Origin of the sequence: Anabaena sp. UHCC 0187 (assembly GCF_009712035.1) — a bacterium.
Classification (GTDB): domain Bacteria; phylum Cyanobacteriota; class Cyanobacteriia; order Cyanobacteriales; family Nostocaceae; genus Dolichospermum.
Genome location: NZ_VILB01000003.1, coordinates 26,783 through 42,736 on the forward strand (window position 1 = coordinate 26,783; position 15,954 = coordinate 42,736).

At 34.7% G+C, this 15,954-nt stretch carries 15 protein-coding genes; 11 read left to right on the forward strand and 4 right to left on the reverse strand.

Going from position 1 to position 15,954, the window contains the following annotated elements:
* The first annotated feature begins 10 nt into the window (after nt 1-10).
* Genes rffA through FJR11_RS02690 form a run of 7 tightly spaced genes read left to right on the forward strand, consistent with a single transcriptional unit; the run spans nt 11 to nt 7,823 of the window.
* Nucleotides 11-1,138, forward strand: a complete 1,128-nt coding sequence (gene rffA / locus FJR11_RS02660) for a dTDP-4-amino-4,6-dideoxygalactose transaminase (RefSeq protein WP_168502185.1) — start codon at nt 11-13, stop codon at nt 1,136-1,138.
* Between the two features lie 13 nt (nt 1,139-1,151).
* Nucleotides 1,152-2,780 carry a hypothetical protein gene (locus tag FJR11_RS02665; RefSeq protein WP_168502186.1) on the forward strand — a complete coding sequence of 543 codons (1,629 nt, stop codon included), beginning with the start codon at nt 1,152-1,154 and terminating at the stop codon, nt 2,778-2,780.
* Entirely contained in the window at nt 2,777-3,697 is a 921-nt protein-coding gene (locus FJR11_RS02670) for an NAD-dependent epimerase/dehydratase family protein (RefSeq protein WP_168502187.1), read from the forward strand. The genes FJR11_RS02665 and FJR11_RS02670 overlap by 4 nt, the downstream gene beginning before the upstream one ends.
* Entirely contained in the window at nt 3,694-4,878 is a 1,185-nt protein-coding gene (locus FJR11_RS02675) for a glycosyltransferase family 4 protein (protein ID WP_168502188.1), read from the forward strand. The genes FJR11_RS02670 and FJR11_RS02675 overlap by 4 nt, the downstream gene beginning before the upstream one ends.
* Nucleotides 4,879-4,924: 46 nt before the next feature.
* Nucleotides 4,925-5,842 (forward strand): glycosyltransferase, encoded by a 918-nt coding sequence (locus tag FJR11_RS02680; protein WP_168502189.1) that lies wholly within the window; start codon nt 4,925-4,927, stop codon nt 5,840-5,842.
* Nucleotides 5,843-5,884: 42 nt separating this feature from the next.
* The gene (locus FJR11_RS02685; protein ID WP_168502190.1) at nt 5,885-6,733 is read left to right on the forward strand and encodes a glycosyltransferase; all 849 of its coding nucleotides are present in this window, start codon (nt 5,885-5,887) and stop codon (nt 6,731-6,733) included.
* Between the two features lie 22 nt (nt 6,734-6,755).
* Nucleotides 6,756-7,823 carry a glycosyltransferase family 1 protein gene (locus FJR11_RS02690; RefSeq protein WP_168502191.1) on the forward strand — a complete coding sequence of 356 codons (1,068 nt, stop codon included), beginning with the start codon at nt 6,756-6,758 and terminating at the stop codon, nt 7,821-7,823.
* 46 nt (nt 7,824-7,869) lie between these two features.
* Here FJR11_RS02690 and FJR11_RS02695 read toward each other — a convergent pair whose 3' ends face one another.
* On the reverse strand, nt 7,870-8,709 hold the full coding sequence (locus FJR11_RS02695; RefSeq protein ID WP_168502192.1) for an Rpn family recombination-promoting nuclease/putative transposase: 840 nt from the start codon (nt 8,707-8,709) through the stop codon (nt 7,870-7,872).
* 141 nt (nt 8,710-8,850) lie between these two features.
* Here FJR11_RS02695 and rfbC point away from each other — a divergent pair, with 141 nt between their 5' ends.
* From rfbC to FJR11_RS02710, 3 genes are read left to right on the forward strand one after another with little or no spacing between them, the layout of a single operon-like run.
* A complete protein-coding gene (rfbC, locus tag FJR11_RS02700) occupies nt 8,851-9,396 on the forward strand; it encodes a dTDP-4-dehydrorhamnose 3,5-epimerase (protein ID WP_168502193.1) in 546 nt (181 codons plus the stop codon).
* Complete coding sequence (gene rfbD, locus FJR11_RS02705; RefSeq protein WP_168502194.1) at nt 9,389-10,276, forward strand: dTDP-4-dehydrorhamnose reductase; 888 nt, start codon at nt 9,389-9,391, stop codon at nt 10,274-10,276. Before rfbC ends, rfbD begins: the two co-directional genes overlap by 8 nt.
* Nucleotides 10,273-11,349 carry a glucose-1-phosphate thymidylyltransferase gene (locus FJR11_RS02710; protein ID WP_168502195.1) on the forward strand — a complete coding sequence of 359 codons (1,077 nt, stop codon included), beginning with the start codon at nt 10,273-10,275 and terminating at the stop codon, nt 11,347-11,349. The genes rfbD and FJR11_RS02710 overlap by 4 nt, the downstream gene beginning before the upstream one ends.
* 111 nt (nt 11,350-11,460) lie before the next feature.
* Here the strand turns inward: FJR11_RS02710 and pyk are convergent, their stop codons facing one another.
* Nucleotides 11,461-13,230, reverse strand: a complete 1,770-nt coding sequence (gene pyk / locus FJR11_RS02715) for a pyruvate kinase (protein WP_168502196.1) — start codon at nt 13,228-13,230, stop codon at nt 11,461-11,463.
* 425 nt (nt 13,231-13,655) lie between these two features.
* On the opposite strand from pyk, the gene crtR reads away from it, so the two are divergent.
* Nucleotides 13,656-14,546, forward strand: a complete 891-nt coding sequence (crtR, locus tag FJR11_RS02720; protein WP_168502197.1) for a beta-carotene hydroxylase — start codon at nt 13,656-13,658, stop codon at nt 14,544-14,546.
* Between the two features lie 96 nt (nt 14,547-14,642).
* Here crtR and FJR11_RS02725 read toward each other — a convergent pair whose 3' ends face one another.
* Both FJR11_RS02725 and FJR11_RS02730 read right to left on the reverse strand, forming a co-directional pair.
* Nucleotides 14,643-14,873, reverse strand: coding sequence for an addiction module protein (locus FJR11_RS02725; RefSeq protein WP_168502198.1), 231 nt, complete (start codon nt 14,871-14,873; stop codon nt 14,643-14,645).
* A 28-nt stretch (nt 14,874-14,901) separates the two neighbouring features.
* Nucleotides 14,902-15,819 carry a hypothetical protein gene (locus FJR11_RS02730; protein WP_217358206.1) on the reverse strand — a complete coding sequence of 306 codons (918 nt, stop codon included), beginning with the start codon at nt 15,817-15,819 and terminating at the stop codon, nt 14,902-14,904.
* Nucleotides 15,820-15,954: the final 135 nt, after the last annotated feature.

A 15,954-nucleotide genomic window follows, 5' to 3' on the forward strand; every position in this document is an offset into this window, starting at 1 on the left:
GTGATTTTTAATGATTACACCCTTTAATAAACCTTTTGTGACAGGAAAAGAACTTGACTATATCCAGCAAGCCATTAACAATGGTCATCTTTCTGGAAATGGTATGTTTACAAAGCGTTGCCAAACTTGGTTAGAAGAAACCATTGGTTGTCAGAAAGCTCTTTTGACCCATTCTTGTACAGCCGGGTTGGAAATGTCAGCAATTTTGGCAAATATTCAAGCTGGTGATGAAGTCATAATGCCTTCTTATACTTTTGTTTCTACTGCGAATGCTTTTGTTTTGCGTGGAGCAGTTCCGGTATTTATTGATATTTGTCCAGATACTTTAAATATAGATGAAACTCAAATAGAATCAGCTATTACCAAAAAGACTAAAGCTATTGTTCCAGTACATTATGCTGGTGTAGGTTGCGAAATGGATATTATTATGGATATTGCCAAAGCTTATCAGCTATTGGTAATTGAAGATAATGCACAGGGAATAGGATCAACCTATAAGGGACAACCCCTCGGAAGTTTTGGTAATCTTTCGGCTCTCAGTTTTCACGAAACAAAAAATTTAATTAGTGGAGAAGGTGGAGCATTATTAGTTAATGATGCTAGTTTAATTGAACGTAGTGAAATTATCTGGGAGAAAGGAACAAACCGGAGTCAATTTTTTCGAGGACAAGTAGATAAATATACATGGGTTGATGTGGGTTCATCTTATTTACCAAGTGAACTAATATCAGCTTTTTTATGGGCGCAACTTGAAGAAAATGCAATGATTTTGAAAAAAAGATTGTCTATATGGGAAACTTATCATCAAGCTTTCTGTAAATTAGAAAAAATTGAAAAAGTTCGCCGTCCTATCATTCCAAGTTATTGTCAACACAATGCTCATTTATACTATTTATTGTTAAATAGTTTACAAGAACGAACTGATCTGATTCAATATCTAAAATCTTATAACATTCAATCAGTATTTCATTATGTTCCCCTTCATTCATCCCCTGCTGGAATAAAATATGGTAGGGTCGAGGGAAAAATGAACAATACAAATACTATTAGTGATCGTCTGTTACGTCTTCCTTTATGGATTAACTTAGATAAAACAGATCAGATTATTGAGTTAATATTAAAATATTTTCAAAATTAAATGAATTAGAAAAATGATCAATTTTATTCATGTTTTTGGATTGACTCTATTTACGTTAGTTTTTAAATATATTTTTTTGAAAGATTTATATTTTTATTTGGACGATTTTTCAGTTTTTTCTGATTTTGAGGAAACAAATTCTATTGTTCCAATTTTCACAGATAGACCTTTAGCAGGAATCTTTCTGATCTCTATCTTTCAAGTTTTTAAATGGAATGCGATCTATTATCATATTTTCGGTGCAATTGTAGAAATTATTGCTAACTTAACTGTCTATCATGTATGTGATGGACTGATTTGGAATAACAAATTTTACAGTAGTTTAACAGTATTATTTTTTCTGTTAATGCCAGGACATTCACAAGAATATTGGTGGGTTATTTTATTAACTTTAAAACTTTTATTAGTTGTATGGTTAGGTTCAATTTACTTTTTTTATCAATTTCTTTTAACCAAGAAAAATAAATTTTTATGGATTTCTTCCTTGTTATATGGAACAACTTTATTTTGCTATGAACTGGCTTTATTTTTGCCTATAATTCATGGCTTATTGTATGCAAGATTTGTGATCTGGAAAGAGCCGAAAATTAATTTTCTAAAACTTCTAAAAACTTTCTCTTATTTTGGAGCATATATTTTTGCCTTTCTCTTGTTTAGATTTACTAAATCCTTTGGTTTATCCTCACAGTTTGATCGCAGTCAGGTGGCAATAGAAAATATATTTATCCGAACCAAAGATATATTACAATCAACTTTTTGGTCATATCCTCAGATGGACAATTATGTTGGTTCACAGGCATTTAAAGGTTCAAGATTTACTGAATTTTCTTTCATTATAACAAGCTTATTTCTAATTTTTTTAATACTCACTTGGTTTTATCCTATTTTTAAATCTTCCAATACTTCTAATTTATTTAGGAAGAATGATTACATTTTTACTATTATACTTTCGATTTGTCTATGTTTATATCCCCTTATTCCATTTTTTCTGACTTCTGCCTGGTTTGATACAAGACATACATATTTACCTCATTTGGGCTTGGCTGTTATTATTGTCTTAATACTGAGAGGATTCTTGGAAATTATCCAAAAATTAAAGCATAAAAAAATAGAATATGTAATCATACTAATAACATTTTGTTTTTTGGTACAACCCCTCACAAGTGGGGCTGAATCTATGATAGGAATAGGAACGATTTGGCGACAAGTTGGATTGGATTTAAAGAACTATGAAGTCATTGTTAAAAGCAACTTTCCAACTGTTCCACCTCAGACTCTCTTTTTAATCAAAGATGCAGAAATCTTGCGTAATTGGGTTCCTGTATTTGCTGGAGACTGGGTTGTTAATGGTTTCTTTAGAAAAATTTATCCTATGCAAGGGGTTAAAGGTGACTACTACAATATATCGGCTGAAAAGAATCAAGATAACCTGAAGTTTAAAATTAATCCTGATTTTAATTCCTTAATGGTGGCACAAAAGAAATATAATTTTGAACAGGTAATTATATTAGATGGGAAAAATCAGCTTAGACCATTTTCAGCGATTAATATTAAAACTTCAAAAGGCAATTATTTAAAAAAGTTGCAAACCAGCGATAATAGTGATAATCTTTCTTCAGTCTTAGAACTCTATATCCCATGAAAGCTATTATAACAGGAGGTTGTGGTTTTATTGGTTCCCACCTTGTAGATTCGTTATTAGATCAAGGTGTTTATCCGATTATATATGATAATTTTTCCACTGGAAACCTTGAAAATTTGAACAACTGCCAAGAGCAGATTAAAGTGATATCGGGTGATATTCGTGACCTAGATACCCTACAGAGAACCATAAAAAATGTAGACTGGGTGTTTCATCTGGCGGCACATTCTTCTGTTTCAGGTTCTTTAGCAAATCCACTGTTAACTCATGAAATTAATAATACTGGTACATTAAATGTACTTTGGGCTGCCTTACAGGCAAAAGTATCAAGAGTTGTCATAGCTTCAAGTTGTTCAGTTTATGGAGATATTCATCAACCACCATTACAAGAAACCTATTTACCTGATCCTAAATCCCCCTATGCTGCTAGTAAATTAACAGCAGAAGCATTAGCTGAAAGCTTTTATTATTCCTATGGTTTAGAAACAGTTTGTTTAAGGTATTTTAATGTATATGGATCACGTCAAAGAGCAGATTCAGATTATGCGGCTGTAATTCCTCGTTTTATAGAATGTTATCACCAGAAAAAACCTCCTAAAATCTATGGTACTGGACAACAAAGCCGAGACTTTATTCATGTTTCAGATGTCGCTAGAGCTAATATTTTGGCTGCAACATTACCAAGTAGCATCTTAAAAAAATATCGAATTTTCAATATTGGTACGGGTAATAAAACTAATCTTGTAGAATTACTTAATTTAATTTCTAAGCAGACCAATTACTATTTAGAACCCACTTTTTTGCCATCTCGTCAAGGAGAGATTGAACATTCTTGTGCCGATATTAGTTTATCTCAAGAAAAGTTAGATTTTCAACCTTTAATTAGTTTAGAAGAAGGAATTAAATCATTATTATGAAAATTGTTTATGTGCTCCCATCTAATTTGATTTGTGGTGGACATATTATAGTTCTTCAGCATATTACTAGACTAGCAAAACGAGGTCACGAGATTATTATTTGTCTTTTAAATGAAGCTATTCCTGCAACATCAAGTTCTTTTGAATGGTTTCCAAATTTTAATTGCCCTGTTTTTCATCCTAAAGATTTTCCTGATGGAGTTGATATTTGTGTTGCTACTTTTTGGGCTACAGTTATTCCAGGTTTAAAATTTCCAGCCAAACATAAAGTGTATTTTGTTCAATCAGATGAAACTCGTTTTTATGATGATCCAATTCTCAAAAATCAAGTTATTTTAAGCTATTTATGTAATGTTCATTATATGACAGAAGCAAAATGGATTGTTGAATGGCTTAAAGAAAACTTTGGGTATCAAGCTGTTTATATCCCTAATGCTCTTGATTCTGATATAATTCATCCTGCTAAACCAATTGAAAATAAACAAAAAGACAAATTAAGAATATTAATAGAAGGTACAATAGATACTCCTTTTAAAAGAGTAAAAGAAGCTATTGAAGCAAGTCAAGGATTAGATTGTGAAATTTGGTGTGTTTCCAATGGAGGAGAACCTTCTCCATGCTGGAAAATTGATCGCTTTTTTTACAAAGTAGATTTTAGTAAAATGAAACATATTTATTCGAGTTGTGATATTTTAGTTAAACTTAGTAGTGTTGAAGGATTTTTTGGACCCCCTTTAGAAATGATGGCCTGTGGTGGAGTTTGTATTGTTAGTGATGTTACTGGGTATGATGAATATATTAAGGATGAATACAATGCTTTAGTTATACCTAATGGAGATGTTAATTTAGCTCATCAAGCATTAAAAAGATTAATAAATGATAAAGATTTATATAAAAAGTTGCAAGAAAATGGGAAAATAACTGCTGATTCAATGCAGTGGGAAGATTCTATTAATAAATTAGAAGTTTTCTATCAAAATTTGTCTAATCAACCAAAAACATTTCATGTTCAAGGTGAAAGGATTGAGTTTTTACAGCAACTATTAGCAGATCATTATTTTGCAACGCAACAAATGTCGAAATTAGAATCAATGATAGTTAAGAATTTTAAAAAAATTAAAAAAGTTAAAAACCTGATTCCTTTAGTTTTTAGATTATGGATTAAAAATAAACTAAAATAAGCAATAGCAATATATTTATTAAGTTTCTCCCTTACCACTTAACAATATGCAATCAAAAGTAGCAGCTTATATAACTTGTTATCAAGATATAGAATCTGTTAATAGGTGTATCCAAGCAATAGAAGCCCAATCAATTCAAGTTACAGCTATATATATAGTAGATAACTCTGATAAACCATTGTTACTAAATGATAAAAATCAACTATTGCGAATACATCATTATCCAAAAAACATTGGCATTTCTGAAGGTTTAGTAAAAGCATTAGCATGGGCTATTAATCAAGAATATGATTTTTTATGGACATTTGATCAAGATAGTATTCTTACTCCAAATTGCTTAGAAATTTTGCTGACAACTTATCATAAATTATCTGAACAAGATAACTATAAAATTGGTATTATTGCCCCTACTGCATTTGATACTAGAATAAGTAAAGTTGTAGAAAGTGTAGTTTTTGCTAATGATCATTTTCGAGGTATTAAACATAATCATAATGTAGATTTTTATGAATGTGATGCACCCATTACTTCTGGTTCTCTAATTTCTTTAGCTGCGGCTAAAACTATTTCTTCTCCTTGTGCTGACTTATTTATTGATGGTATTGACCTTGATTATGGCTTACGACTAAGGCAAAAAGGCTTTCATAATCTGATTGTTACTAAAGCTATTATGCACCACAATTTTGGTAGTCCTATTCAAATAAAATTTCTAAATCAATATCGCTATATACAAGAATATTCGGCTTTACGTTATTACTATATTTGTCGCAACCATACCTATTTAGAAACTCGTTTTTCTCAAGGTTATTACCGCCTTACTAGCTTAATGCGACGAATAAAATATATGCTAGTTAAAATCTTGTTAATTATGTTGTATGATTTAGAAGATAAACACTTAAAAATATGGGCTTGTTTATTAGGAACTTATCATGGATTAATAGGTAATCTTACTGAAAAATGGTAATTGATATCCTCATTAAAATATTTATTTTAACATTAGTCGATTATGATCTATTTTTTAACAGTTAACTATTATTCTACCAATTTAATAAGTAAATTAATCATTTCTCTACCATCTTATCAAGATAGTAACTACCAGATTATTATCATTAATAACTCTCCAGATGATCATTCAATTAATGAACTTAAATATAAACCAACAATAATTATTGAAGCAGAAAAAAATCTTGGCTTTGGTGGTGCTTGTAATTTAGGTTTACAATGGATTTACAATCAAGATAAACAAGGAATAGTTTGGATAATTAATCCAGATGCTTATTTACCACAAAATACTTTAGAAAAACTTCAATTATTTTTTGATTCACATCCAGAACTATCAATTTTAGGGACAATTATTTGTACTCCTGAAAACAAAATATGGTTTGCTGGTGGTCGCTTTATTCCTGAAAATGGCACAATTTCAGAAGTAGATTTATTAACTAATACAGATACAGATTATATTAATTGTGATTGGGTTTCAGGTTGTAGTTTAATAATTAATTTAAAGAATTTTTCTGAATGTCCTTTATTTGATCATGCTTACTTCCTATATTATGAAGATTTTGATTTTTGCAGACGCTATGCTAATCAAGGACATCTAATAGCAGTAACTAAAAAGTTAGGTGTCACACATCAACCATCATCAATTACTAATAGAAATATATTTAAAAAAATTAGATATAGTACCTATAGTTATTTATTCACAATTCATAGATACACAAATAAATCAATTTTTATTATGAAGCTTATTATGCAAATCATCAAAGCAGCAATAGGATTGATCATAAAACCACAAGCTGCTTTAGGAAAAATTCATGGTATATGTGATTATATTAGAAATAACCAATACAAGTAATAACTATTAATTTTTCAAGAAAATGCAATTACCTATTAACCTTTCCTTTTTACTAAAAAAACCCACAGGTACAACTACTTACGCACTTAATCTTTTACCTCACTTACAAAAACTTGATCCGATACTTTTGACTTCACAATCTTTCCCTGACTATAACTGCTATCCAACTCCTCCTAACCTAACATCAGAACAAGGTTTAAAAGGACATTTACGCCGCTTAGTTTGGACACAATTCCAACTACAAAAAATATATAAAACCCTCAAATCTAACCTGTTATTTTCTCCAATACCAGAAGCACCCCTATACACTAATTCTCGTTTTATTGTCACAGCATTTGACATGATACCCTTGCGTTTCCCCAAACGCTTATCACCATTAACAACATACCATAAATACTATACACCTGAAGTATTTAAACAAGCAGAACATATTATTTGTATATCAGAATCCACGGCTAAAGATATCACCCAATTCTACCAAATTCCTAGTAATAAAATAACACCAATTCTCCTGGCGGGCGATCGCACACATTTCCAATTCCTCAACCTCCCTACCCGCAATTACTTCCTATATATAGGTCGTCAAGACCCTTACAAAAACCTGCAAAGATTAATTACCGCTTTTTCCGCACTACCTAACAGAAATGACTATGAACTATGGTTAGCTGGACCTTATGATCAACGTTACTCCCCATTATTAGAAACACAAACTCAAGAATTAGGAATAAATCATCTAGTTAAATTCCTTAACTATGTATCTTACGACGAACTACCAATAATTATAAATCAAGCAATTGCATTAGTTTTTCCTAGTTTGTGGGAAGGATTTGGTTTACCAGTTTTAGAAGCAATGGCTTGTGGTACACCAGTGATTACCTCTAATATTTCCTCACTTCCAGAAGTTGCGGGAGATGCTGCTATTTTAATTAATCCTTATAATACAGAGGAAATAACCGCAGCAATGCAAACAATTATTAATGATTCAGAAACCAGAAAACAACTTTCAGAACAAGGTCTAAAAAGAGCAAATCAATTTAGTTGGGAAAAAACCGGACTTGCTACAGTTGAGGTTTTAAAAGAATATCTTTGAGGGATCTTGTTAGTTTCAGATCCCCAAATTCAATCATCATCAAGAATTAATCTTCTTGTTGATTAATATCAGTTATTTCCGTAGAAGAGGATATTGTTGACTGTTTTTGTGCTACATTCCTTACTAATTCTACATCTAAATTTAACTCAGATGCGATCGCTTCCACACTTAAACCCAAACGTAATAGCAAGGGTATAATCTCTAATTTCTCCTCAACTTTCCCCTCAATTTTCCCCTCTTCCTTAACATCTTGAAAATACCGTGTTTGCTTCAATTCATCTAGTCCAAACATTGCTTCTAACTCCTGACTACTTAAGTAAGGAAACTTGTACACCAGTATCTTGTCTACCAATTCTACAACTTTTTCTTGAATTATTGGCTCTGTTAAAGATACCCGTGCTTGTTCTTTCAGTTTGATTGCTTTTTCCCTAGCTTGCGCTTGTTGCGCTACTATTAATTCTAACATTCCCAAACCAATAGAATCAGCACTTGTTTCTTCCAGTTCATCTAAGTATATACGGGAGATTCTGCCTGGATGAAATAATTCTTGATACTGAATTGGTTCAGCGGTATCAATGCTACGATTAGGAAATATAGCGACTGCATACCAATTCTGTTGAGGACGATATAACTTCAAGTAGAGAAATATCTCTCCAAATAAGTCCCAGTAAAAATTATCTCGTTGCTGAAATTGTACTTCTACAAAATAGATTAGTTGATCATCATTTGGTGGGAAAAATATCCCATCAAAGCGAAATGCTAACTCTTTAACTTCCACCGAATCAAACTTGTACCCAATGGCATTTGATGGGGATTCTCCTAATAGTTCAAATAGGACAGTTGGTAAAGTTTGAAATATTTGATAGAAAATTGAATCTGTTTTCATCAATGGCTATATCTAAAGCTACAGATTAGTATACAGGAAGAGGCGATATCCTCTAGTATGGGAAATTCTCTATGAGATCAAGTTGTAAAATTAACATTTTGTGCTATTGTCTAAGTAGTTTTTATAGAAATTTCATATTCAATGAACATCATCCCCACCTCCATTCCAGATATCCTCCTCCTAGAACCCCAAATCTTCCAAGACTCACGGGGCTTTTTTTTGGAATCCTACAATCAAAAAATATTCACAGAAAAACTGGGAATCACAGCCAACTTCGTCCAAGATAATCACTCAAAATCTGAATATAACGTTCTCCGAGGACTACACTACCAAATCATCCAACCTCAAGGTAAATTAGTCCGCGCCATTGTTGGTACAATCTTTGATGTAGCAGTAGACATTAGAAAAAACTCCCCTACCTTTGGACAATGGGTAGGTTATGAACTCAGTGCTGAAAACAAACGCCAATTGTGGATACCACCAGGTTTTGCCCATGGCTTTCTTGTGCTTTCAGAAATAGCCGAAGTTATCTATAAAACTACAGATTATTATGCACCAGGAGGCGATCGCGCTATACTTTGGAATGATCCAGATTTAGCTATAGATTGGCCTTTGAAAACACCCCCAATTCTATCAGCTAAAGATAGTAACGCTCAAACCTTTAAAAACGCCGAAGTTTATGAGTAAATCCATATTACTAATAGGTAGTAACGGACAAGTTGGCACAGAATTACAAAATACCCTTTCATCTAACTATAAAGTTATTGCAGTTGCCCGTCCACAAATAGACTTAACTCAAGCTGATAACCTTCGCCAAATTATCAGAGAAACCCAACCAGAAATAATTATTAATGCTGCTGCTTATACCGCAGTAGACAAAGCTGAAAGTGAACCAAAAATAGCTCATATTATTAATGCTATAGCCCCGCAAATTATTGCCGAAGAAAGTCAAGAACTAGGAAGTTTCTTAATTCATCTCTCCACCGATTACGTATTTAATGGTAATAATAATTATCCCTATCGAGAAACAGATATTACCAATCCCCTGAGTGTATATGGACAGACAAAATTAGCGGGAGAAATAGCAATTCAAAAAACTTGTCCCCAATATATCATTTTACGCACAGCTTGGGTTTATGGAACTTATGGAAAAAGCAACTTCGTTAAAACCATGTTACGACTTGGTAAAGAAAGACCAGAAGTGAGAGTAGTTGCAGATCAAATTGGTAGTCCCACTTGGGCAAAAGATATAGCTTTGACAATTAGCCAAATTATCCCCCAATTAACATTAGAAACTGCGGGAATTTACCACTATACAAATAGTGGAGTTGCGAGTTGGTATGACTTTGCTATAGCTATCTTTGAAGAAGCCGAGAAATTAGATTTTCCCCTGAAAATTGCAAATATTATCCCCATTACCACCCCCGAATATCCCACACCCGCAAAACGTCCTGCTTATTCCGTCTTAGCTTGTGAGAAAATATCTAAAATATTGGGAACTAATCCTCCCCATTGGCGACAAAGATTAAGATTAATGTTAAAAAAATTACAAGAAAAATCTTTATGAAAGCACTAATTTTATCTGGTGGAAAAGGGACAAGATTACGCCCTTTAACCTATACAGGAGCGAAACAACTTGTACCCGTTGCTAACAAACCTATTTTATGGTACGGCATTGAAGAAATGGCTGCTGCGGGGATTACTGATATTGGTATTATTATCAGCCCAGAAACAGGAGAAGAAGTCAAGAATAAAACTGGAAATGGCGAAAAGTTTGGCGTTAATATCACCTATATTTTACAAGAACAACCCGCAGGATTAGCCCAAGCTGTCCAAGTTGCCCGTCCTTTTTTAAAAGATTCACCTTTTGTCATGTATTTAGGTGATAACCTGATTCAACAAGGGGATTTAAGTTCATTTTTGGATAAATTTATCCAACAACAACCAGATGCTTTGATTCTGCTGCGGGAAGTCACAAATCCTAGTGCATTTGGTGTAGCGAAGGTAGATGAAAAAGGCAGAGTATTACAATTAATTGAAAAGCCAAAAATTCCCCCTTCAAACTTAGCATTAGTAGGGGTTTATTTCTTTTCACCCATTATCCATGATGCGATTTCTCTGATTAAACCTTCAGCTAGAGGAGAATTAGAAATAACTGATGCTATTCAATGTTTAATAGATCAAGAAAAGCAAGTTGTCGCTTGTAATCTTGACGGTTGGTGGTTAGATACAGGTAAAAAAGATGATTTATTAGAAGCTAACAGGCTGATTCTGGATACCTATTTGAAAAAATCAATTTTAGGCGAAGTTGATACCAAAACTCAGATTACTGGAAGAGTGCAAATTGGGGCTGAATCTAAAATCATTAACTGTACAATTCGCGGCCCTGTGGTAATTGGTAATAATTGTTATTTAGAAAACTGTTTTATTGGTCCTTATAGCAGTATTGCCGATAATTCAACACTGATAGAAACAGATTTAGAACACAGCGTAGTTTTAGAAGGTGCTAAAATCACCGGCATTCAACAACGAATTATTGATAGCCTCATTGGACAACGCGCCCAATTAAGTATTGCTCCCCGTCGCCCGAAAGCATTGCGCTTTTTAATAGGTGATGATTCTCAAATTGAACTAACTTAAAAATAGGGAATAGGTAATAGGGAATAAATTACTTATTACCCCCTATATTTGAAAATATAAAAACTAAAAATTAATTATTTTTTTAATTTTTAATTCTTAATTTTTAATTGTTTAAGTTCCCACAGCACCAGAATAAATTAAACCCCGCTGCATATCCAAAGTCAAAATCGCACCATCCTTAATTACCTGTGTTGCTTCCTTCACACCCACAATTACTGGTACACCAAGACGTAAACCAATAACTGCCGCGTGACTTGTGAGACTTTCATCTTCAGTAATAATCCCTCCGGCTTTGCGAATTGCTTCCACAAAATCAACACCAGTGCGGGATGCCACCAAAATATCACCAGGGTTAAAATTACTGGCATCCATAGCATTATTAACTACCCTAGCGCGGCCACTCACAGAACCTTGACCTAGACCAATTCCCTGTCCTAGTATCGCAGTCACCACTTCGACCTTAATCAAGTCTGTTGACCCAGAAACGCCCTGAAGTGTACCAGCAGTCATTACCACCAAATCACCTTCAGTTAAGAGGTTTTTTTCCTGAGCAACATTGATAGCCGCTTGGAATGTCTGACCAGCAGAAGGTAGTTCTAGTACCAACAGCGGTCTAACTCCCCATACCATCTGTAACTGTCGCGCCACGTTGACATGAGGTGTAATGGCTAAAATTGGCGTTTTGGGGCGGAACTTAGAAACATTGCGGGCTGTAGCCCCGGTTTGTGTCAAGGTCATAATTGCCGCTGCGCCCAAATTTTCCGCAATTTGACCAACTGCTTGGCTAATCGCATTGGGAATAGAACGCCTCTTATCTCGTGACAAACGGGAGTTGGCGTTAAGGGTTTCCTCTTGTTCAATACGTTCAGCAATTCTCGCCATAGTAGCTACAGCTTCCACTGGAAAACTACCAACAGCGGTTTCATTGGAAAGCATAACCGCGTCTGTACCGTCTAAAATCGCGTTGGCAACATCAGATACTTCCGCACGGGTGGGACGGGGGTTGCTGACCATGCTATCGAGCATTTGGGTCGCGGTAATGATGGGAATACCCAAACGGTTGGCTGTAGCAATGAGCCGTTTTTGCAGTACAGGTACGTCTTCGGCGGGTAATTCTACCCCTAAATCACCTCTAGCAACCATTACGCCGTCACACAAAGACAAAATTGCTTCCATTTGTTCAATGGCTTCGTGTTTTTCGATTTTGGCAACCACAGGGACATTTTTACCGGTGCTGGAAATTAGTTCTTTAATTTCGATAATGTCCTGGGGATTGCGAACAAAGGAAAGTGCTACCCAGTCCACACCTTGGTCTAGACCGAACATCAGATCCTCGCGGTCTTTGTCGGTCATGGCTTTAATGGATAAGTAAACTCCCGGAAAATTAACACCTTTGTTGTTGGAAAGTTTACCGGGAACTGTAACCCGACAATGTAAATCACCTTTTTCGTGGTTAATTTCCTCCACTACCATTTCGACTTTGCCATCATCGAGGAGGATATTTGAACCGACAGGGACTTCATCTGCTAAGTAATCGTAGGTAACGCAGCTTATTTCCTGTGTTCCTTCGATGAGGCGATTTGTTAACGTGAAGCGATCGCCTTTTGCTAGAATTATAGAGCCAGTTTCAAACCGCCCCAAGCGAATTTTTGGACCTTGTAAGTCTTGCAAAATTGCGACTGGTCTATTCAGTTCAAAAGCGGTTTGCCGAATTAACCGAATACTACGCTGATGGTCAGCATGAGTTCCGTGGGAGAAGTTTAGCCGTAGGGTTGTTGCACCCGCTTCAATAATCGCTTTCAGCATTTCTGGGCTGCTGGTAGCAGGTCCAATAGTAGCAACAATTTTAGTTCGGCGCTGAGAATCTCTTAATTGCGTCATGGGCTGGGTTCAAGATTTTTGGGATCTACCTGGGAATTAATCGTAAATGTTTTGTCATACCATTTGAGATTTGAGATTTTGGATGATGAAAGACTGACGGTATCAGCAAATCATTTTTCCATTGATCGCCATCATGAAAGCAAATGGGTATGAATTAAACGAACTCTCTTTTTCAGTCACTGCTATATCAATGTTATAAACAGTTAGAGAGGTAATTATGGTATAGATTTGATATCGTACACTAATCTGATCGGCAACCTGCTTCTGGGGAAGTTTTTTATTTACAGTGCTGGTTTAGCCAAGAATCATAACCTCATTTATTGATTCTTCAGCAGGACTGTGGATAAATCTTGCTTTACACAACTTTACTCTTAACTAAGATTAATAGTATGATCCGTAAAGATTGATTATTAAAGGAGTTAAGAATGCTCACGTCGGAGGCACAAAAGCCACTGACAATTCCCCCCAAAGAACTTTTATCACCTCCTGGTGATTTTAACCCCACGCTATTGATGTTTTTAGTCGTAGTGATGATGTTGGTTTTGTCTAACTTTGGGTATTGGCTTTGGGAATGGCCGCATTGGTTGTGTTTTAGTGTCAATACTCTAGCACTACATTGTTCAGGAACGGTGATTCATGATGCTTGTCACCAATCCGCCCATCGCAATCGAATTGTTAACGCTATCTTAGGGCATTGTAGCGCCTTAATCCTAGTTTTTGCTTTTCCAGTATTTACACGAGTACATTTACAGCATCATGGTAATGTCAATCACCCCAAAGACGACCCAGATCATTATGTTTCTACAGGTGGTCCGCTATGGTTAATTGCGGTGAGATTTTTGTACCATGAAGTATTTTTCTTTCAAAGACGGTTATGGCGGAATTATGAACTACTAGAATGGTTTATTAGTCGCCTAATTGTCATTACTATTGTTTATATTTCTGTCCAATATCATTTTTTGGGCTATATTCTTAATTTTTGGTTTATTCCCGCTTTTTTGATCGGAATAACTTTGGGGTTCTTTTTTGATTATTTACCCCACCGTCCTTTTGTGGAACGCAGTCGCTGGAAAAATGCCCGTGTCTATCCTGGTAAGGTTCTCAATATTCTGATTTTGGGGCAGAATTACCATTTAATTCATCATCTTTGGCCTTCGATTCCTTGGTATAATTACCAGCCAGCTTATTATTTGATGAAGCCGTTATTGGATGAAAAGGGTAGTCCGCAAACTTCGGGGTTATTGCAGAAGAAGGACTTTTTTGAATTTGTCTATGATGTTTTCATAGGTATTCATTTTCATCATAATCATGATTGATGTGGTTTTCTACATCTGAAGTTGTAATTTGGGCGGGCAAGATGCCCACCCCACAATATTTATTCAAGCTGCCTTTTTTTCCAATAATTATTGGCTTCACGAATACTTCTCTCGCAACTTAGAAAATACTTGATTCGATGATTCACCAATAGCTTTTCCGCTCAGGATTTCGTCTAGTCTTCTAGTTAATTCTGTATCCCAAGCAACCTCTACATCATCATCTATACTTTCTTCTAGAGAATGAATTAAAAAATAGGCAAGTTCTGCCCGATCTTTTATGGAGAGTTGAGAGAGTTCAATTTTGAGTTTTTCTGCAATTTCAGTCATGTTTTGTAACATCTCCTAGATAGTCATACTACGAAGAAACAAACAGAATATGTCCTGTTATTAATTCTTTTATTTCTGCTGGTTTCTCAAAAGATATTATTTTAAAGTGCAAATCATCCCACTCTTTGCTATACGTATTTTTGAACTCACTTGCCAATGTATTCCTCTGTTGAATAAACCAATTCTCAAGTTCTCGAACTCTGCTTATTATCTTATCTGCATCTTCTCGATCTTTAACACTAGTTCCGTCAGTTCTCTTTTTGTTATAGGTTCCAGCCGTTGTGTTTCCTCCACCCATAGGAAACAGTATACGACCACCAGGAGTTTGAGATATAGTAACTAATCCAGCTTTCCGAAAGATTCCAATATCGTTATCAGAAGGGTTGTAATCAATTTCATCAATACCCCGTACAGTATGTGGATCTAGGAGTTCCTCCCAGTTTTCTTCAATAATCCTGAGTAAATCTTGATTTATAAAACCCCCTGTATGTGGATGAACATCAATTAGATACATCGTTTCTGAATTGGGAGCAAGAATAGCAAATAAAAGTTCATTAGTGCGTTGTATAAATCCATAACGTCTGGGATCAGGATCAAGAGTAGTACCCAAATGAAAATGAAAAAATCCCCAGTCAGAAAACATCGTATCGTTGTAGTCTGGATTATTTATCCGGGTACTAATATGAGGTTTTAAATCTTGTCCAGACTCAGCCTTTTCAATGAATTGTTGTAAGCCATTATGAATTTCTTCTGATAAAGACTTGCTAATTAAATCTTTAGATTGTTTAATATTCCAACAGATAACTGGTGGCATTCTCCGTATAAGGTTCAGATATCGTATCAAAAGAGTATCCAAATCCTCTCCTGGTGTTGGGAGGGGTCCCAGGTTGGAAAGTCTCCGTATAATAATTTCTTGAAGATCAGCCATGAAGTTAATAGATGCCATAATCCCCGATTTTTTCGAGTTAAATAGTTATTTTCTATATTTTACTTTGTTAATTGTAACTTCAAATATCCGTCCCTAAACTCTGCGCGTAAATCACTTCAATATTGCTACCAAAATCCAATTTATCTAAGGATT